We start from the raw sequence: 18,794 nt of genomic DNA, 5'->3' as shown, positions 1-18,794 counted from the left end.
GTAGATCGTGACTTCCGACGACTCGCGCGATCAGAGCCCGAATCCCGCTCCGGGACCGGGTTCGACGCCCCCGGCACCGCCGACCCCGCAGCCCGGCCGGCAGGCCGCGCCGTGGGAGAAGCCGCCGGTCGCCCCCAACACGGCACCCGGGCAGCGACCCGCTCCCGCCGGCCCGCCGGGGCGGCCGAGTCACGCAAGTGCACCGACCCCCACTCCGCAGGCGCCCACGCCACCGCCGACGGTCCGGCCCACCGGCAGTCCGGCGCCGTCGGCGGCCCGGCCGGGAGGTCCGTCTCCGAGCGCGGCACCGCCCCGGCCGGGCAGCGTTCCCCCGCGTCCGGCGCAGCAACGGCCGGCGGGCTCTCCGCCGCCGAACAGCCCTCTTCCCCCCACCGGCGGTCAACGCCCCGGTGCGGGACCCGCACTCGCTTACTCGGCGGTCGGTGATCAGCAGCGACCCGACCCCACCACCGCCCTTCCGGCGGCCGGCGCGCCCGCACCGGCCAAGCCGTCGCCCGTCACCGACAAGGACTCCCAGCCCGTGACCAACGCATCGACCGCTCGATCGTCAGTCGCCGCCCCGTTGAACTGGAACGCGGTGATCGCCTTCGTCCTGTCCGCGATCGGTCTGCTGTCGCCGGTCGGCATCTGGCTGGGCTACAAGACCCGCAGGCAGATCGATGCGAAGCGGCAGCTCGGCCGCGAGTTCGCGACCGCCGCCATCATCATCGGATGGCTGTGGATCGTCTTCGTGGTCCTGGGCCTGCTCGCGTACCTGTGGATTCTGATCTGACTCAGACTCACTTCAAGTGAGTCGCGAAGAAGCGGTCGAACGCTGCCCACTGGGCGGCGTCCATGTCGGTGTGTGAGCCGTTGCCCACCACCATTCGGTAATCGACTCGATTGAGTGCGAAGTCCGCCGCGAGCTTGGCGTGCAGCGGTGACGGCACGGTGGTGTCCCGAGTGTTGAGCAGGAGCAGTATCGGCGCGTCGTATTCCGACACCGGCACCGCCATGTACTTCATCAGCGCGGGTGCCAGCGGCCCGGTGCCCAGCGGCCGCGACAGCAGCGAACCGAAGGCGATCCCCGGGTCGACGGCCGGACCGTCGCATGTCCGGCCGACCTGATCGACGAGCGCCTCCCCCTTCGGGGTGAGATAGGTGTTCACGTCCGCAGCGGGGTCGGCCGCTCGCAGGCCCGCGAGAATCGCGAGCAGGAAGTTGTACGAGCCGTTCAGCGGTGTCGGCATCGCCGGGATGTACGGGCCGAGGAAGGGCATGACCTTCTCGACGTCCGACTCCGGATCGAGGGAGACGGTGCCGCGGAAGTCCGTGCGCGGGCCGTACCACCGCTGTCGATGCGCGGTCGCCAGTGCGGCCTGGCCACCCTGCGAATCGCCCGTCACGGCCCAGCGGTTCGAGAGCGTGGGTTCCACGCTGCGGGCCGCGCGCAGCATGTCGATGGTCGCGGCGGACTCACTGCGAGTGTTCAGGTAGGGGTGAACGCCTGTATCGAAGCGGCCCAAGCCCACGTAGTCGGTGGCGACCACGGCGTAGCCGGAGTGCACGAGGCGGGTGATGTACCGATTCGGCTCGGCGTCCGGTGCGCTCTGGCCTCCGCAGCCGGGACCGTATCCGGAGGTGCCGTGCGTGTACGCCACCACCGGCCAGCCGCCCTTCGGCGCCGGTCCGGCCGGTACGAACAGTGCGCCGCTGGTCGGTACCGGTCGTCCCTGCGGGTCCTGAGTCCAGTAGTCGATGGCGCGGCCGTTCTGGAGACCGCGCCAGCCGGGCGGTCGGGTCACCACGTCGATCACCGAACCCGCCGAGTTCGACGGCGCCGCCCGAGTGGTCCCCGGCACGAGCGCCAGGGCCGTCCCCACCAGCGCCACCAGCACGAAGATTCGGCCCGCCAGTGTTCCGCGAATACCCGATCTCATGTTCGTCGACGGTACGTGTCGGCCGTTCGACGTACCCGCGATTCCGCGGATCCGACGGCGGCGGCCGAGTACCGTCGGGCTCACTGGCGAATGTTTCAGAAGCGGGCGTACCGGGAAGCCTCGACCATGAACGCAAGCACCGAACGCAGCGGCGCGGGCGCGCCGCGGCAGAACATCGCGTATCCCGGCGACACCGCGGACATGGATCCGCAGCCGAAGGACGAGATGCGCGGCTATGTCGGGAGCGGTCTGCTCGAGGGCCGGCGCGCACTGGTCACCGGCGGCGACTCGGGCATCGGACGCGCGGTGGCCGTCGCCTTCGCGAAGGAGGGCGCCGACGTCGCGATCGCCTACCTGTCTGAGGACGCGGACGCGGAGCACACCGTCGCGTTGGTCGAACAGACCGGACGACGCGCCGTCGCCCTGCGAGCCGATCTGGGCGAGGCCGCCGAATGCCGCCGGATCGTCGACGGCACCGTCGACGCCCTCGGCGGCCTGGACCTGCTGGTGAACAACGCGGGCACTCAGACGGTGGTGGACGATTTCGCGGAGCTGACTGCAGAGCAGTGGAACCGTACCTTCGCCGTCGACGTCGCGGCCGTCTTCCACACCACTCATGCGGCTCTCGAGCATCTGACGCCGGGCGGGACGGTGGTGAACACCGGCTCGATCAACGGTCTGCGGGGAAACCGCAAGCTCATCGATTATTCGGCCGCGAAGGGCGCAGTGCACGCCCTCACCTTCTCGCTCGCGCAGGCCCTGCTCGATCGCGAGATCCGGGTGAACTGCGTCGCGCCCGGTCCCGTCTGGACACCGCTGATCCCGGCCACCATGCCTCCCGACCAGGTCGAGGGGTTCGGCGAGCAGGCCCCGTACGGCCGCGCCGCGGAGCCGGATGAGATCGCGCCCTCGTACGTCTTCTTCGCCGCAGACCGCTTGTCGTCGTACTACACGGGAGAGGTTCTCGCGCCCACCGGCGGCGAGACACTGCCCGGCTGATCCGAGAGGAAGGTGACGGTCATGCCCAAGACCGATGAGAAGAACCGACCGAAGAAGTCCGAACTCCCCGACACGATCAAACGATCGCCCGCCAAGGCTCAGCGCACCTTCGCCGAGGCCCATGATGCGGCGCTCGAGGAGTACGGCTCGGAAGAGCGAGCGCATCGGGTGGCCTACAGCGCGCTGAAGCACTCGTTCGAGAAGGTCGGCGACCACTGGGAGGCCAAGAGCAGGCGCGGACCGTCCGACTCCCGCGACGAGAGCGGCGGGCCCAATCCATCGGGCAAGAGCGCCGGCGGAGTGGACACCAAGGCCACCAAGGAGCATCTGATGAACGTCGCCCGCAAGCTCGACATCCGGGGTCGGTCGCGTATGCGGAAGGCGGAACTCGTCGACGCCATCGAGAAGGCGAACCGCAAGGCGACGCGTTCGGCGCGAAAGAAGGATTGATCCCTTCAAGCGGTTGTCGCGGACCTGCCCGGTCGGTAGGGTCGATATCACTCGGTTGAACGCACAGCCGGGTTCCCGCAGACGATTGAGCGGCGGATTCTCCCGCTCTCGTCGAGCAAGAACTCTCCGATCCGCCGCGCGCGGCCGCTCCTTTTTCGGACCCGCCGCGCGACGGCGAGAGTGCGATCAAAGGAGCTCAGCAGATGACCGACGAGTACCACCGTGTCCGTGAACTTCTGCGCCGACGCGCGGACATCCCCGTCACCGACCCGCGGAACGACCGTCTCCGCGACGAGGCGATCGAAGCCTGTCTGCCGCTGGCCGGACACATCGCCCAGCGGTACCGCGAACGCGGAGAGTCGATGGACGACCTGATCCAGGTGGCGCGCGTGGGGCTGGTGCACGCGGTGGACCGATTCGATCCCTCGATGGGGACCGACTTCCTGTCCTTCGCGGTACCGACCATCACCGGCGAGGTGCGACGGCACTTCCGCGACCGATCGGCGTCGATCCGGATTCCACGCAGCGCCGGTGAACTCCGCAGCCGAATCAGGGAGGCCGAGGAGTCCTTCGCCCAGGCACACGGACGCATGCCCGGCGTCGCCGAGATCGCCGAGGCGCTCGACGAGCCGGAGTCCGCTGTACGACGTGCGCAGGCCGCGTCGGCCGCGCAGTCCACCGTCTCTCTCGACGGCAGCACGTCGGGTACCGACGACGCACGCTCGCTGCTCGAGACGGTCGGCTCCGACGAGCCCGGCTACGAGCAAGTGGAACGCTCGCTCACTCTCCGGCCGGCCTTGCGCCGCCTCCCCGAACGGAACCGGCGGATCGTCGGCATGAGGTTCTTCGAGCGTCGTTCACAAAGCGACATCGCGCGGCGAATGGGTATCTCTCAGATGCACGTCTCTCGTCTTCTGGCGTCCTCGCTGGGTCAGCTGCGCACCCAGATCGCCTGATCGGGTGCCGGTGACCGGTACGCCGTCACGACGGCGGAGGACTGCGCGGCGCACGGTGGCAGCCGTCTGCGCGATCGTGACCGCGGTGGGGATCTGCGCCTGCGCCAGTGCTCCGGGAGGACCGGCGGGTGAGTTCGCCGAATCGCTGCGCAGCTCTAGGTCGGCGGTGCTGACCGCAGCCTGGGGAATCGACGAGTGGAATCAGCGGAACCTGCTGCGCCCCACCGCCCGCGTCGTGCTCGACGACGCCGTCTCGCATGCGCTCGAAGCTCAGGGGATCATCGTCGCGCTGAAGGTCGAGTCGGCGGATGACGAGCGGGTCCGGGCGCGAGTGCACGCGGCTCTGGCCTCGTCGGTCGAAGCCGCGGTGGAGGCTCGCGGCGTGCTGCTCGGCGACCCGGGATCCGCGGCCGCGAAGTCCGCGCAACGTCGGCTCGAGCGGGTCGCATCCGGCCTCGACACGCTGTCCGAAGACGTCAGTGGTGGTCGATGATGTTGCAGCAGAACAAGATTCGCATCACGTCCGCGTCACTCGGGATCCTCACCGCGATCGGTGGGTTTCTCGACATCGGCGACATCGTCACCGACGGAGTGGTCGGCTCGCGGTTCGGTCTGTCTCTCGCGTGGGTGGTTCCGGTGGGCGTGGTCGGCATCATCCTGTTCGCCGAGATGTCGGGGCGAGTGGTGGCGTGCAGCGGCCGGGCGACGTTCGAGATCATTCGCGAGCGTCTCGGACCTCGAGTCGGCGGGCTCAACCTGCTCGCCTCGCTGGCGGTCACCGGTCTCACACTCACGGCCGAACTGGGCGGCATCGCGCTGGTTCTGCAACTGGTCAGCGGTGTGGCGCCCTTTCTCTGCATCCCGGTCGCAGCCTTCGGGGTCTGGATCATCCTCTGGCGAGCGAAGTATTCGGCGATGGAGAACGTCACCGGTCTGCTCGGACTCTTCCTGATGGTCTTCGCCGTCGTCTTCTTCCTGTTGCGGCCGGCGCCGGAGCTCGCCGGCGATCTGGTTCCCGCGGTGCCGCAAGACGAGACGGTTCCGGCGTACTGGTACTACGCCATCGCGCTGTTCGGCGCCGCGATGACACCGTACGAAGTCTTCTTCTTCTCGTCGGGCGGTGTGGAGGAACGCTGGGGAGCCCGCGACTTGCGGCGCATACGGCTGAACGTCTTCGTCGGATTCCCGCTCGGCGGTCTCGGCGCCCTCGCGATCATGGGTGTCACCGCGGTCGCCTTCCAGCCGATGTCGGTCGAGGTCGACTCCCTGTCGGCACTGATGCTTCCGGTGGCGCAGGCCGGGGGCCTGGTCGCAGTCGGCTTCGCGCTGGTCGGAATCCTCGCAGCGACCACCGGCGCCGCACTCGAGACGGCCCTGTCGACCGGTTACGCACTGGCCCAGTACGCCGGGTGGTCGTGGGGGGCGTCCCGCCCGCCGCGCGAGGCCGCCCGATTCCACGTGACCATCGGCGTGTTCATCCTCATCGCCGCGGCGATTCTCGCCACCGGCGTCGATCCGATCGCCGTCACCGAGTACTCGGTGGTCTTCTCCGCGGTGGCACTGCCGCTGACCTATCTGCCGATCCTCGTGGTGGCCAACGATCCCGAGTACATGGGCGACCAAGTGAACGGCCGGGTCACCAACTTCTTCGGCCTGATCTTCCTCGGCGTCGTCCTCGTGGCGTCGGCGGCGGCGATCCCGTTGATGATCGCGACGGGAGCGGGCCGATGACGGACTCCGAACGCACCCTCGATCTACGGGTGCATCTCCTCGATCGCCAGATCATCGACTGTGACGGCGTGCCGGTGGGTGTGGTCGACGACGTGGAGTTCGACATGTCGCCCGGCGGGCAGACGCCACGAGTGGTGGCCCTGCTCACCGGGCGGGCCCTGCTCGACCGGCTGGTGGCGCAAACACCGGACACCACCGCGCTGGAATCGATCCCGGCGGAGGCGATCGCCGACGTGGGAGTGACGGTCGAGCTGACCGGCAGCGGAGAGGACCTGCTCTCGAATTGGCCCGAACGGTGGTTCCGCGATCAGATCGTCTCCCGCATCCCCGGCTCCGGAGGCCGGCGATGAGGGCCTCGACACTCCTCGGCACGCAGGTCCGGTGCGACGGCCGATCGATCGGACGGGTGATGGATGTGCGCCTGCGGGAGGACGACGGCGGCGCATTGCTGATCGCCGGACTCGTCGTCGGCCTGCGGCCTCGAGCCTCGTTCTTCGGCTCGTACCGGTTCGACGGCGTGCGGCCGTCGATCATCGCGCGGCTCTTGAGGTGGCGCGAGCGCGGGTCCCGGCTGATCCCGTGGTGCGACGTCGTCTCCGTCGACGACGACGTCGTGACGGTCCGCCCCGGCGCCGACTGACGCCGACGCCGGGTACGAGCCCCGTCCGCGTGGTAGATGTTGAACTCACATCGTTCGCATCCGAATGATTGGGTCGCCAAACGCTTCGTGCGTGCGCGGACCGCAACCCGAGAAGGGGCTGTGATGACCGGGGACACCACTGAGCACTCCCAGGACTCCCGGGTCGGCAGTTTCCGGTATCTGTTCGCGACCGACGAATGGGAATGGTCCGACGAGGTGGCTCGCATGCACGGTTATCGGCCCGGCAGCGTGAAACCGACCACGGAACTCATCATCAGTCATAAGCACCCCGACGACCGCGGTGCCTTCGAATACCAACTGACCCGGGTGCACCGGGAACACACGCACCTGTCCAGCCGCCACCGAATCATCGACGTGCAGGGGCGAGTCCATGATGTGACCGTGATCGGCCGTACCTTCGACGGCGGGTCGGGAACCCCGATCGGCACGGAGGGCTACTACGTCGACGTCACCGTTCCCGACGAGACCGTCCGCGCCGAGGTGGCCGCGCACATCGAAGACTTCCGGCAGTCGCACGCCACCATCGAGCAGGCCAAGGGGATGCTGATGGTGGTCTACGGGGTCACCGCCGAGCACGCCTTCGACGTGCTGCGCTGGCGATCACAACAGGAGAACATCAAGCTCAAGGATCTGTGCGACGCGATCGTCGAATCCGCGATCCGGAACGCCCAGTTGCCGCGGGAGACCCGAAGCGAGTTCGACTTGATCGTGCTCGGTCGCCGTTAGGCCGGCCGGAGGACTGTCAGGACTGGACTGGTTCCGAAACAGGCCTCAGCACCAACCAGCCGCCATGATCGGCGAATACCTCCGCTCCTGCGTGTGCGACCTGATCTGCCCACGAATGAAGCGTCTCCATCGTGACCCGTTGCCGGTGACCGAAGTGCTCGCTCGGCGTCTCTTCGAGAGGCACCGCAATGACCACCGTGCGGCGAGCGACTCGGAGGGCCTCGGAGACCGCGGCGAGCACCTCTGCCGACTCCAGGTGCTCGAGGAGGTGGATCAGAGTCACCGTGTCGACGCTCGCGCTCGGATAAGGCAGTGCAGTCGCGTCTGCGACTTCACAGTTCACGCTCAGCCCGTACCGACGCGACGCGTCGTCCAACAACGAGATCGCACCGGGACTCACATCGCATGCGGAGACGGCTCTGCCGTCCCGCGCGAACTGGATAGCGAGAAAGCCGAAGCAACTGCCGACCTCGAGAACCGATTCGCCCTCGACGAGCGACCGCGCACGTCGGTGGATCGGTGCGAAGGCCGCTGTGCCGTCACTGAGACTGCGAAGGGTGTTGTCGTAGAAGGCCTTCCATCCTTGCGACGCCGTAGGGCCGGACGTCTGGATGATCTCCACGGCCGCCGCTTCGAACTCGGCCTGTCCCGCCAGAGCCCCGATGTCGACCAACGAGGAGAGCGCGCCCACCAGCGTGTCGTCACGGAGGGTGGTCGGGGTGAAGTTGTGTACCAGGGAGATGCTTCCGTCCTGGCTGACGAACCACGACAGCAGTCCGTCGCCCTCGAGCAACTCGCCACGGCGTGCGGCGCGCACTTTCACCCGACCGGGCTCCAGGCGCGGTACCGATGCGTTCAGCAGTTCCATCACGGCCACCCCCGGCTCATGTCGATCACCGCGCGTCCGGTGAACTCACCTCGACGCAGGCGTTCGACGACGTCCGGCACTTCCCCGATGTGCACACCGACTCCGATCGAGTCCAGGTTGCGCGGCTTCAATTCGGTTTCGATCCGACGCCACAGTGCACGCCGACGATCGATCGGCATCTGCACCGAGTCGATGCCGAGAAGGCCGACTCCGCGCAGAATGAACGGCATGACCGTGGTACTGAGCTGGGCGCCGCCCGTCAGTCCGCTGGCCGCGACCACGCCTCCGTAGTGAGTGGTACTGAGAATGTCGGCCAGCGTGGCGCCCCCGACGCAGTCCACCGCCGCGGCCCACCGCGCACGGCCGAGGGGGCGCGGCTTAGCGTCCGGATCCAAGGGCAGACGACCGATGACCTCACTCGCGCCGTATGCGCGCAAACGGTCTGCCTCTGTCGACTTCCCCGTCGACGCGACCACGTCGAATCCCTTTGCGGCCAGCAGATCGATACTCGCCGAACCCACTCCACCGGTGGCGCCGGTGACAATCACCGGCCCCGAAGCAGGCGCGACGCCCCAGTCGAGAATTGCGGCAACGCTCATCGCAGCAGTGAAACCCGCGGTGCCGATCGTGGCGGCCTCGCGCAATGTCAGGGTCTCCAGCTTCACCGCCCAGTCGGCCGGAACCACAGATTCCTGAGCGTAACCACCATCGCGAGCGGTGCCGATCTCGTAACCATGGGCGATCACGTGGTCGCCGACCGCGAAGTCTGGTGACGCCGACTCGGTGACCACACCTGCGATATCGATTCCCGGGACGATCGGGTAGTTGCGGACCACTCCCCCGCGAGGCGCGAATGCGAGAGCGTCTTTGAAGTTCACACTCGAATAGGCGATCTCGAGACGCAGGTCGCCTGGACTAAGGGGCTGCCGCTCGCGGTCGGCGAACTCTGCGCGGATCGAGTCCTCGTCGAGAACGGCCGTGAGGGCCTGGAAAGTGGACATGTATTCCTCCTGGAATTAGGTGTTGCCGCGGCGTGCTGGGTCATTCGCGCGCCGCGTATCGAGAATTCGTACGAGATCGGCGACGACGGCCGGGTTCTCGATCGTGGGTGGGACATCTGGATCTGCGCCGTCGAGTAGCTGGCGAAGGCAGCGGCGAACGATCTTGCCCGACCGGGTCTTCGGGAGTGCGCCGACTACGTGGACTCCGCCGAGCGATGCGATCGGACCGACTCTGTTGCGCACCAGCGTCGCAACATCACTCTGCAATTCGCCTGTCCGGTCCGTGTAGTCGATGGCCGGCACCAGAATCGCGTGCGGGCGCTGACCCTTCAGCTCGTCGCGGACTCCGACGACCGCGCACTCGGCCACACCAGGGTGCTCTGAGATCGCGGCCTCTATCTGCCCGGACGACATTCGATGGCCGGCGACGTTCATGACATCGTCGGTCCGGCCCAAGATGTAGACGTAACCATCGGCGTCGATACAGCCTCCGTCGCCGGAACTGTAGAAGCCGGGATGTTCCGTCAGATAGGTCTGCGCCAGTCGGCCCTCATCACCCCATATGCCGATCAGTGCGCCTGGAGGCAGCGGGAGACGCAGACACACTGCTCCTTCTCGGCCCTGGGGAACCGGATCGCCGTCGGGTCCCAGGATCTCCACAGTGAAGCCGGGAACGGGCTTGGTCGACGAACCCGGACGGGGTTCGTAGTACGTCAGACCGAGGAAATTCGATATCACAGGCCATCCGGTCTCGGTCTGCCACCAGTTGTTGATGACCGGAGACGACTGCACCTCACCCAACCAGCGCTGAGTGTCCGGATCGAGACGCTCCCCGGCCAGGAACAAGCCGCGCAGGCTGGACAGATCGCGCTCGGCGAGCATGGTTCCATTCGGGTCCTCGCGCCGAACAGCACGCATCGCGGTCGGTGCGGTGAGGAGCACGTTGACCCGATACCGTTCGACGATGTCCCAGAACGCACCGGCGTCGGGCGTCCCCACCGGTTTGCCTTCGAACAGTACAGTCGTCGCACCCACGATGAGGGGGCCGTAGACGATGAATGAGTGGCCCACCACCCATCCGATGTCGCTGGCGGCGAAGACCACGTCCCCCGGCTCCACGCCGTAGACATGACGCATGCACCACGCCATGGCAACCGCATGGCCACCGTTGTCACGGACTACTCCCTTCGGCAGTCCAGTGGTGCCCGACGTATAGAGGATGTACAGCGGGGCCGCGGAGGGCACCGGCACCGGGTCGACTGGTCCGGCCGAGGCCAGCAACTCTCCCCAGTCGTGCTCGGCCCATTCGTCCGCGGGCCAGACGACGACCCTGTCTGGGGGCGGAGGAACTTCCGGCCGATCGACGACGATGACGTGCCGCGGACAGTGGCCGGCCTCCTCCAGCGCCGCATCGAGCAACGGCAAGTACGGGACCGTTCGTCCCGGCTCCAAGCCCCCGGTCGCGGTGACGATCACGGTCGGCCGCGCATCGTCGATCCGTACGGCCAGTTCGGCGGACCCGAAGCCCCCGAAGACCACCGCGTGCACCGCGCCCAGTCGGGCGCAGGCCAGCATCGTGACCACCGCCTCCGGGATCATCGGCAAGTAGACCAGGACGCGATCTCCCACGCCGACCCCGAGTCGGCTCAGCGCGCCCGCGGCACGGCGGACGTCGTCGAGCAGGTGTGCGTAGGTGATGGTCTCTTCGCGGCCAGTCAGCGGTGAGACATATACGAGCGCAGCACGGTCACCGTTCCCTGCGGCGACATGACGATCGAGCGCGTTGTAGGCCGTGTTGATGCTCGCGCCGGGAAACCAGTCGGCGGTGCCGTCGGTCCTCTCATGGAACGGATCACGTGGCCGGTTCTCCCAGTCGATGTCACGCGCCGCCGATAACCAGAACTGGCCGAGGTCGTGTGCCGCGTCGGCGGCTGCGCGCGTGTATCGATCGGGCTCGTTGCCCTGGGATGGACGATTGTCAGTCATCACTGAACCTCGCCGGACGCTTGTCGAGGAACGCTGTCATGCCTTCTGTCTGGTCTGCGAATGCGAACAACGAGTGGAACCACCGGCGTTCGAAGAGGAGACCTTCGGAGAGCGATGTCTGATCAGCGCGCAGCACGCATTCCTTGGCCGCCCGGACCGCCCTCGAGGAGAAGCCGGCGATCTGACGTGCGGCGGTCATCGCCGAGTCGAGAACCTCGTCGTCGGGTACCACACGGCTGACCAGACCCAGACGGAAGGCCTCATCGGCATCTATCCGACGCCCGGTGAGGATCAGATCCATCGCCTGTGGCTTGCCCACCACGCGAGTCAGCCGCTGCGTTCCGCCGATGCCGGGGATTATCCCGAGTGCGATCTCGGGCTGTCCGAACGAAGCGCCCTCACCGGCGAACAGAAGATCGCACATCATGGCGATCTCGCAACCGCCACCGAGCGCGAACCCGTTGACCGCACCGATCGTGGGAATACGCAGTGCTGCGAGCCGCTCCCAAGCGGAGAGATGGTCGGCGTCGGTCATCTCTCCGAACGTGCGATCGCGCATCTCGGCGATGTCGGCGCCTGCGGCGAACGCCCGCCCGGCCCCTGTGAGTACCAGGACGCGAGCGTCAGCGCGTGTCACCTCGTCGAGAGCCTCGGTGAATTCCCGCATCATCTGCGAGCTCAACGCGTTGAGCGCCGTGGGCCGATTCAGAGTCAGAAGGGCCACGCGGTCATCGCCGACGGCGAGAGTAAGAGTGTCATATTCGGACATCGCTGAGGAGAACTCCTTGTGTGAAGGGACTTTGGCCAGGGGACGCGGATGAGGGGTCGAGATGCCCGGACAGCCTCTCGATCAGGGCGTCCACGACGACGCGGACGTGGGGCGCCCGCTGAACCGCCGAAGGCACGACGATCCAGTACTGCTGTCCGACCGCGACACAGTCGGGCAGCACGGGCACGAGGCCCGGATGGAATGAGGTGGCGTAGTTCGGAAGCAATCCGATGCCGTGACCGGCGAGGACCGACTGAATCTGAGCGCCGACGCTGTTCGACTGCACCCGCGGGCATACGCCGGGCAGGAGGCCGTCCAGTACTCGCAGAGCGGCGATATCGAGGCAGCCGTCGAGGTAGTAGACGAGAGGGTGCGCCCGCAGATCCTCGATTCCGGCGATCGGACCGTGCGTCGCCATGTACTCCACGGACGCGAACAGCCCCAAGGAATAGGTGCACAGGCTCCGAGAGACGACCGCGCGCGAGGGAGGCGGTTCCAACGAGACGGCGACGTCGTACTCGCAATTGCGCAGATCGAGTTGGGTGGTCGACGTGAGCAACTCGATCCGCAGCGATCCGTGCTTGCGCAGTGCCGATGCGAGCGCATGCGGGGCCAGGTACGAACCGAAGGCATCGGGAGTGAGGAGGCGTACGGGTCCGCACACTCCGTCCCCGGGGTCTGAGTCGACGACCCGGACCGCATCGTCGATGCTGTGTTCAATCCGTTCTCCGATAGCCCGCAGCCGGCGTCCCGTCTCCGTGAGCTGCCATCGGTTCGGTGATCGGTCGAACAGCCGCCGTCCCACCTTTCTCTCCATCCGCGCGATGTGTCGACTCACTGTCGAGTGATCGACGTCGAGGCGGGCCGCGGCGCCGGTGATGGAACCGTTGCGTGCGACTGCGAGGAGGATCAGCAGATCGTCCGCGCCGACCTTCCCGTGCAATGGCCGAGCCGGACCCATCACGCGACCCCGATCTTGATCAACGCCAACAGCGTCGCCATGACCGCGATCGCGAAGGCGGGCGGATCGAGATGGATCCTGCAGCGTTCCAGTATCAGCCGAGCCCAGCCCTCGGCGACAAGCGACGAGACGATGCCGGTGAGCACAGCCGACACCAGAATCCACGTGGACTCGCCGGTGTGCGCTGCTGCAACACCTGCCGCCAGAGCCGCGGGGAGAGTGATGTGGTGCGTTACCGGCACCGCCGCGCCGAACACCAGTGCCAACAGGGTCACCGCAGACGCGCCGTACAGAAACAGTCCGACCATCGGCCGCGAGTCCTGCGGCCATGCCAGAAACACCGACCCGGCGATCGCCCCACCGGCTGCGCCGACGACGAGCACCGACGACAGTCGGTGCTGCCAGGGCAACCACTCGAGGCGCACCGGCGCGGGCGTACGCGCCCAGAGCACCGCGGCGATCAACGCGGTCAACACGACACTCACCGCGAGCGAATCGACCAATGCGACCTCCGAACCGTCCGATGCATGCCACGTCGGGAGCTGCTCGACTGCACGGGCCAGCAGTTGGCCTACGACTCCGAAGCCGGCCCCGACCCCGATGATCGACATCGCGTCATAGGTGATCAGCGGCTTGGCGATGTCGCGGCCGGATTCGTGACGACGGATGTGCGCCGCATACGCCGCAGCGGCGGCGCCGCCGGCGAACATCACGTGCGGACCGAAGACGGGCCCGAACGCCAGGTTCTGGACGAGTTCGGCGTCTGGACTGATCGCTGTCATCAGCGTTGCGACGACGACTATCACGCCCATCAGCGAAAAGGCGCCGATTGCGCCCAGCGCTGCTCCGAGCGCACCCCCGCCGGCCGCACCGACGAGTTCGCTCACGGTGAGTGTCATGGTGGTTCCTCACATAAGGTTCTGGCGTGCGCCGCTGCGGCGCCGTCCGCCGATCGAAGTGGGATCGACGACGCGGCGCCGCAGCGCGATCGGTCAGTGCTGGTGCTTGATGATTCCGCGGATGTTCTTGCCCGCGAGGAGGTCGTCGTAGCCCTCATTGACCTGCTCGAGGCTGTACTCCCTCGTGACGAGTTCGTCGAGCTTGAGCTTTCCGTCGGCATACATCCGGACGAGCTTCGGGATGTCGTACGTGGGATTGCAGTCACCGAACAGCGAGCCCTTGATCGTCTTTCGGAAGTAGCTCATCTCAGTGCTGGGAACCTTGACCGTGATCTCATCGATCCGGTTCAACGCGGTGAGCACGAGAGTGCCGCAGCGCCCGATCATCGAGAATCCTGCACTGACCTGCTCCGCAGTGATCAGATCCGTCGTGATGATGGCCGACTCGGCGCCCTGGCCGTTGGTCAATTCATCAACGGCTAGCTTCGCGTCGGCGGCATTGTCGAATGCTTGGGTCGCGCCCAGTTCGATGGCCTTGTCCCGCTTGTTCTGGAGCGGGTCGATGACGATGATGTGCTCGGCACCGGCGTGCTTGGCGCCCTGCACCGCGTTGATGCCGATGCCTCCGATACCGAAGATCACCACGATGTCACCGGGCTTGGTGTCCGCGGCGTACACCGCCGAACCCCAACCCGTAGGGACGCCGCAACCGACGAGCACGGCCTTGTCGAGCGGAATATCGTCGTCGACCTTCACCACGGAGTACTCGTTGATCACGTTGTACTGGCTGAAAGTGCCCAGGGTGCACATGGCACCGTACTGTCCGCGCGGACCACTGATGGGCCAACGCGGCCCTTCCAGATGACCTTCCAGCATCGCGGCGTTCATGTCGCACACCGACTGCCGGCCGGTGGCGCAGTATTTGCAGCGGCCGCAGGCCGGGGTGAACGAACAGATGACGTGGTCGCCGGGCTTGACGCGGGTGACGCCCGGGCCGACCTCCTGGATGATTCCCGCACCCTCGTGACCCAGCACCATCGGCAGCCTGGCGATGGTGTCACCGATCGCGATGTGCACGTCCGAGTGGCAGAGACCGCCGTACTGGTACTGGATCAAGACCTCGTGCGGACCCGGCTTGGCCAGCGTGAGTTCCTCGATCTCGATCGGCTTTCCGGGCTCTACGACGACTGCTGCGAGAGTTTTCATGACTTCTCCTTGTGGTGGGGACTGATTAATGGGTGGATGCGGCCCGACCGCACCGCATGCGGCACGTTCGGAGGGACGGGTAGGTGCGTATCGACCCGGCTAGGATCGCTTGAGGTTCACCACGTGGACGTCGACGAATCCCTCGACGCCGATGCGACCGAACTCCGCGCCGAGGCCTGACTGCTTCACTCCGCCGAACGGCACGTCGGGGGTCAGCTGGAAGTGATGATTGATCCAGCTGGTCCCGGCGTCGAGGCGGTCGGCGACTGCGACGGCTCGGTCGGTGTCAGTCCCCCAGACAGAGGCCCCCAGGCCATACGGCGTGTCGTTGGCACGGTCGATCGCGTCCTCGAGATCGTCGTAGCGGAGAACCGAACGGATCGGAGCAAAGGTCTCTTCTCTGACCAATGGGCTGTCTTCGTCGACATCACGGAGAAGCGTCGGTTCGACGTAGTAACCGGGCCGGTCGAGCATGTGGCCGCCGGCGACGACCGTCCCGTGCTCGTGTGCCAACTCCAGGCTGGCGCGGGCCTTCTCGTATTGCGCCGCATTCTGCACCGGGCCCAGCCGAGTGTCCTCGTCGAGGCCGTGCCCGACGGTCAGTTCCGACACTCGCCGAGCGAGGGCCTCCACCAGCGGGTCGTACATCGACGAGGGTGCATAGATCCTCTTGATCGAGACGCAGACCTGTCCGGCATTGGCGTAGGCCCAGGTGCACAGCCCTTCGGCGGTCTTCTCGACATCCGCGTCGTCGAGAACGATCGCTGCGTCGTTGCCACCGAGTTCGAGGGTGAGCCGCTTGAGAGTGGGGCCGCAGGCATCCATCACACGGCGGCCAGTCGCCGTTGAGCCGGTGAACGACACCTTGTTGATGCCTGGATGCCCGGTGAGGTGGGCTCCGAGGTCGCCGGCATCTCCGACGACGTTGAACACGCCGGGCGGAATCACGTCGCGGACGAGTTCTGCGAAGTGCATCGTCGCCAGCGGAGTGGTCGGCGACGGCTTCAGGACCATCGTGTTTCCGACGATCAATGCGGGAGCGAGCTTGTAGAGCGCTTGGAACAGCGGGAAATTCCACGGAGTGATCGCACCGACCACACCGACCGGTCGGTGACGCAGTTCGACGTAGCCGTTCTCGTCGTCACGCAGTACTTCGTTCGGCAGTCGATAGTCGGCGAAGTACCGAGTGAAGTCGATCGACCAACTGACGTCGTCACGCGCCTGCGCGATCGGCTTTCCCTGTTCCAGGGTGGTCAGATGCGCGAGTTTCTCGTGGTGCTCGACGAGGACGTCGGCAATCCGATGCAGAATCGCACCGCGCGCATCGACGCTGAGCGCGGACCACCCTGGCAGCGCCCGCTTCGCCGCTTCCACGGCGTCATCGAGTTGTTCCACCGATGCCGCCGGCGTGGTCGCGACCTGCTGGGCCGTCCCCGGGTCGATCACCGACACCTGGGAAGCTCCGTCGACGAGCCGCCCGTTGATCAACTGCCCGTACCTCTTCGTCGCCAGATCGAAGGTCAGAGCAGTGGCTGGAGGTGTAACTGAGGTCATTGCATTCCTCTCGATTCGAGTGCCACCCGGCACAGTGGAGGTCGCCTCGCACAGCGCTTCGTGAGAGCCACGGCGGGTCCGGTCGGCGTACCGGGAAGAGCGACACGATTCAGTGTTGCGACTTGCGTCACACGTATGTGTTCGGTATCCGTACACCTGAAATCGCCGGTTTCCGTCGGCAGAACATTCGATAGACTGGCTTTGAACTCCAGTGATGGAACTCACAGGAACAGGCGGCATGTCAGGCCATCGCGTATGCATGCGCTGGTCTTCCCAGTCGGGATAGCGAGAGGTCCGACCCCATGAGCAATAACGACGCAGTCACACTCACATCGCGCGGAGCGCTCTGGTCCGACCGCGCGCTGCACGCGTCGTGGATGAGGTCTCAGCAGTACGGACTCGACCCGTCCAAACCGATGGATCCGCCGACCACTGACGGCATCGACACGGGGAGCCGGCTCTTCCGCGCTGCAACTCCCGTGCTTCGCCGTATGTGCGCCGGGATCGAGGGCGAACGTTTGTCCGTCATGCTCATCGGCGCTCAAGCAGAGATCCTGACCACGGTGAACGGGTGCGCCCAGATCGATCACGTGGTCGAAAGGATCGGCGCAACGCCGGGAGCTGTGTGGCGCGAAGACACAACCGGCACCAACGCGCTGGCGACCCCATTCGAGACCCGGCGCCCACTGTTCGTCCGCGGCGTTGAGCATTACGTACAAGATCTCCACGGCTACAGCTGCTACGGCCGGCCGATCTTCAATCCGCTGAACGGCCGACTGATGGGCGTACTCGACATCATGAGTGTCGCCGGAGCCGAATCGGGACTGATGCGACCGTTCATCGACACGGCGATCGCGGAGATCGAACGGAACATTCGGAGCACCTCGAGTGGCAGCACACGGTCAGTGATCCGAGCCTTCGAGGACGCGGCCCGGCACCCCGCCGCAGTCGTCGTGGCGCTCTCTCGGGCAATGGTTCTGCAGAGTTCGATGGCAGCTCGCACTCTGTCCGCAACCGACGTCTCGGCCCTGCAGCAACTGGCCGACGGGGTGCGGACAGCCACACGTACGGAACTCGAATTGACCAGTGGCAACACCGCCCGTGTCGAGATGGAGCCGATCGACGGCGCCGATGGAGTCCTGATCCGTGTACAGGCTCGTCAACGTCCGGCTGTACCTCGCACTGCCGACCGCCTGCGCTATTGGAGCCGGGTGCAGAACTGGGTCGACGACATTCGAGACAGCTGCCGCTCGGGCGTGATCGTGGGTGAGCCGGGTAGTGGTCGCACCACAGCATTGGCCGGCGCGGCTGGCGGGCGGGCTCGCCATGCGATCGACGGGCGGACCGATGATCCCACCGAGGTCGAGAACAGACTGCGGTCGTTGATCAACGATCCCGGTCGCGAAGTGCTGACGATCGACAATCTCGACTTACTGCCCCAGTCCGCCCGCAACCTCACCGAGAATCTGCTCGTCGGTCAGGCGCAGCGAGTTCTAGCCGCCACATCCGCCCCGAGACCGGGGGACGCTGACAATGCCCGCCTGCTCGACTTGTTCGAAGATCGTCTGGATCTGCCGGCTCTCCGCGATCAGCGTTCCGAGCTCATCGATCTGCTCAATGAAGTCGCGGGACCTGGCGTCCGGTACCGCTTCACACCTCACGCCACCCGTGTCCTGGAATCGTACTCATGGCCAGGCAACCACCGGGAACTCGCAGGGGTGTTGCGCTCGCTGGAGCGCTCTCGGGGCACTCTCATCGATGTCACTGATCTGCCGATCGCCTTGCGGATGAAGGCCACGACGAAGCAGATGACACCGTGGCAGCAGGCGAGTTGCGACGCGATCATGCGAGCCATGGAGATATGCCACGGGAACAAGGCCCACGCGGCCGACTACCTGGGCATCAGTCGCAGCACTCTCTACCACCACATCAAGGAGTACGGAATCACCGTGTAGACCGACCCGCGTCGGGCCATACCAGCGAAGTATGAGCATTGCTCTTGCTCGCGTGCTTGGCGAAGGCTGCGGGAGGTCGTGCAACAACGCACAGGGATGTGTGGATCTGGCCGTTGTCGAGCCGTCTGCGGT

19 protein-coding genes are annotated in these 18,794 nt (G+C 66.4%); 10 read left to right on the top strand and 9 right to left on the bottom strand.

Features of this window, described 5'->3' with window-relative positions; genetic code table 11:
- Positions 1 to 7: 7 nt before the first annotated feature.
- Complete coding sequence (locus tag P5P27_RS19355) at positions 8 to 793, top strand: DUF4190 domain-containing protein (protein WP_278125609.1); 786 nt, start codon at positions 8 to 10, stop codon at positions 791 to 793.
- Positions 794 to 800: 7 nt separating this feature from the next.
- Here the strand turns inward: P5P27_RS19355 and P5P27_RS19350 are convergent, their stop codons facing one another.
- On the bottom strand, positions 801 to 1,940 hold the full coding sequence (locus P5P27_RS19350; protein WP_222110794.1) for an alpha/beta hydrolase family protein: 1,140 nt from the start codon (positions 1,938 to 1,940) through the stop codon (positions 801 to 803).
- Positions 1,941 to 2,066: 126 nt separating this feature from the next.
- On the opposite strand from P5P27_RS19350, the gene P5P27_RS19345 reads away from it, so the two are divergent.
- The 8 genes from P5P27_RS19345 (at position 2,067) to P5P27_RS19310 (ending at position 7,463) form a co-directional block, all read left to right on the top strand.
- Entirely contained in the window at positions 2,067 to 2,939 is an 873-nt protein-coding gene (locus P5P27_RS19345; RefSeq protein ID WP_006896802.1) for an SDR family oxidoreductase, read from the top strand.
- Positions 2,940 to 2,960: 21 nt separating this feature from the next.
- Positions 2,961 to 3,389 carry a ChaB family protein gene (locus P5P27_RS19340; protein WP_006896801.1) on the top strand — a complete coding sequence of 143 codons (429 nt, stop codon included), beginning with the start codon at positions 2,961 to 2,963 and terminating at the stop codon, positions 3,387 to 3,389.
- A 203-nt stretch (positions 3,390 to 3,592) separates the two neighbouring features.
- Entirely contained in the window at positions 3,593 to 4,345 is a 753-nt protein-coding gene (locus P5P27_RS19335) for a SigB/SigF/SigG family RNA polymerase sigma factor (RefSeq protein ID WP_278125605.1), read from the top strand.
- A gap of 55 nt (positions 4,346 to 4,400) precedes the next feature.
- Entirely contained in the window at positions 4,401 to 4,838 is a 438-nt protein-coding gene (locus P5P27_RS19330; protein WP_045538779.1) for a hypothetical protein, read from the top strand.
- A complete protein-coding gene (locus P5P27_RS19325) occupies positions 4,838 to 6,076 on the top strand; it encodes an NRAMP family divalent metal transporter (protein WP_278127471.1) in 1,239 nt (412 codons plus the stop codon). Before P5P27_RS19330 ends, P5P27_RS19325 begins: the two co-directional genes overlap by 1 nt.
- Complete coding sequence (locus tag P5P27_RS19320; protein WP_006896797.1) at positions 6,073 to 6,426, top strand: hypothetical protein; 354 nt, start codon at positions 6,073 to 6,075, stop codon at positions 6,424 to 6,426. Before P5P27_RS19325 ends, P5P27_RS19320 begins: the two co-directional genes overlap by 4 nt.
- Complete coding sequence (locus P5P27_RS19315; protein ID WP_278125601.1) at positions 6,423 to 6,716, top strand: PRC-barrel domain-containing protein; 294 nt, start codon at positions 6,423 to 6,425, stop codon at positions 6,714 to 6,716. The genes P5P27_RS19320 and P5P27_RS19315 overlap by 4 nt, the downstream gene beginning before the upstream one ends.
- Positions 6,717 to 6,839: 123 nt before the next feature.
- Positions 6,840 to 7,463, top strand: coding sequence for a PAS and ANTAR domain-containing protein (locus tag P5P27_RS19310; RefSeq protein WP_006896795.1), 624 nt, complete (start codon positions 6,840 to 6,842; stop codon positions 7,461 to 7,463).
- A 16-nt stretch (positions 7,464 to 7,479) separates the two neighbouring features.
- On the opposite strand, the gene mftM is transcribed toward P5P27_RS19310, so the two are convergent.
- The 8 genes from mftM to P5P27_RS19270 all read right to left on the bottom strand — a co-directional run bounded on the left by mftM (position 7,480) and on the right by P5P27_RS19270 (position 16,707).
- Positions 7,480 to 8,331: a mycofactocin oligosaccharide methyltransferase MftM gene (mftM, locus tag P5P27_RS19305; protein ID WP_081598116.1), complete on the bottom strand. Its 852-nt coding sequence runs from the start codon at positions 8,329 to 8,331 to the stop codon at positions 7,480 to 7,482.
- Positions 8,331 to 9,332 carry an acrylyl-CoA reductase family protein gene (locus P5P27_RS19300; RefSeq protein WP_006896793.1) on the bottom strand — a complete coding sequence of 334 codons (1,002 nt, stop codon included), beginning with the start codon at positions 9,330 to 9,332 and terminating at the stop codon, positions 8,331 to 8,333. The genes mftM and P5P27_RS19300 overlap by 1 nt, the downstream gene beginning before the upstream one ends.
- 15 nt (positions 9,333 to 9,347) lie before the next feature.
- Positions 9,348 to 11,318: an AMP-binding protein gene (locus P5P27_RS19295; protein WP_006896792.1), complete on the bottom strand. Its 1,971-nt coding sequence runs from the start codon at positions 11,316 to 11,318 to the stop codon at positions 9,348 to 9,350.
- Complete coding sequence (locus tag P5P27_RS19290) at positions 11,311 to 12,087, bottom strand: enoyl-CoA hydratase-related protein (RefSeq protein WP_006896791.1); 777 nt, start codon at positions 12,085 to 12,087, stop codon at positions 11,311 to 11,313. Before P5P27_RS19290 ends, P5P27_RS19295 begins: the two co-directional genes overlap by 8 nt.
- On the bottom strand, positions 12,074 to 13,048 hold the full coding sequence (locus P5P27_RS19285) for a LysR family transcriptional regulator (RefSeq protein WP_006896790.1): 975 nt from the start codon (positions 13,046 to 13,048) through the stop codon (positions 12,074 to 12,076). The genes P5P27_RS19290 and P5P27_RS19285 overlap by 14 nt, the downstream gene beginning before the upstream one ends.
- Positions 13,048 to 13,947: a DUF7973 family transport facilitator gene (locus tag P5P27_RS19280; protein WP_006896789.1), complete on the bottom strand. Its 900-nt coding sequence runs from the start codon at positions 13,945 to 13,947 to the stop codon at positions 13,048 to 13,050. The genes P5P27_RS19285 and P5P27_RS19280 overlap by 1 nt, the downstream gene beginning before the upstream one ends.
- A gap of 93 nt (positions 13,948 to 14,040) precedes the next feature.
- Positions 14,041 to 15,153 carry an NDMA-dependent alcohol dehydrogenase gene (locus P5P27_RS19275; RefSeq protein WP_006896788.1) on the bottom strand — a complete coding sequence of 371 codons (1,113 nt, stop codon included), beginning with the start codon at positions 15,151 to 15,153 and terminating at the stop codon, positions 14,041 to 14,043.
- A gap of 99 nt (positions 15,154 to 15,252) precedes the next feature.
- The gene (locus P5P27_RS19270; protein WP_278125594.1) at positions 15,253 to 16,707 is read right to left on the bottom strand and encodes an aldehyde dehydrogenase family protein; all 1,455 of its coding nucleotides are present in this window, start codon (positions 16,705 to 16,707) and stop codon (positions 15,253 to 15,255) included.
- Positions 16,708 to 17,009: 302 nt separating this feature from the next.
- On the opposite strand from P5P27_RS19270, the gene P5P27_RS19265 reads away from it, so the two are divergent.
- Positions 17,010 to 18,662 (top strand): sigma-54-dependent Fis family transcriptional regulator, encoded by a 1,653-nt coding sequence (locus tag P5P27_RS19265; protein WP_006896786.1) that lies wholly within the window; start codon positions 17,010 to 17,012, stop codon positions 18,660 to 18,662.
- Positions 18,663 to 18,794: the final 132 nt, after the last annotated feature.

It is taken from the genome of Gordonia sihwensis (assembly GCF_029632925.1).
GTDB classification, from domain to species: Bacteria; Actinomycetota; Actinomycetes; order Mycobacteriales; family Mycobacteriaceae; genus Gordonia; species Gordonia sihwensis.
The sequence above is the reverse complement of the archived record's forward strand: the minus strand, read 5'-3'. Positions and strand labels throughout refer to the sequence as shown.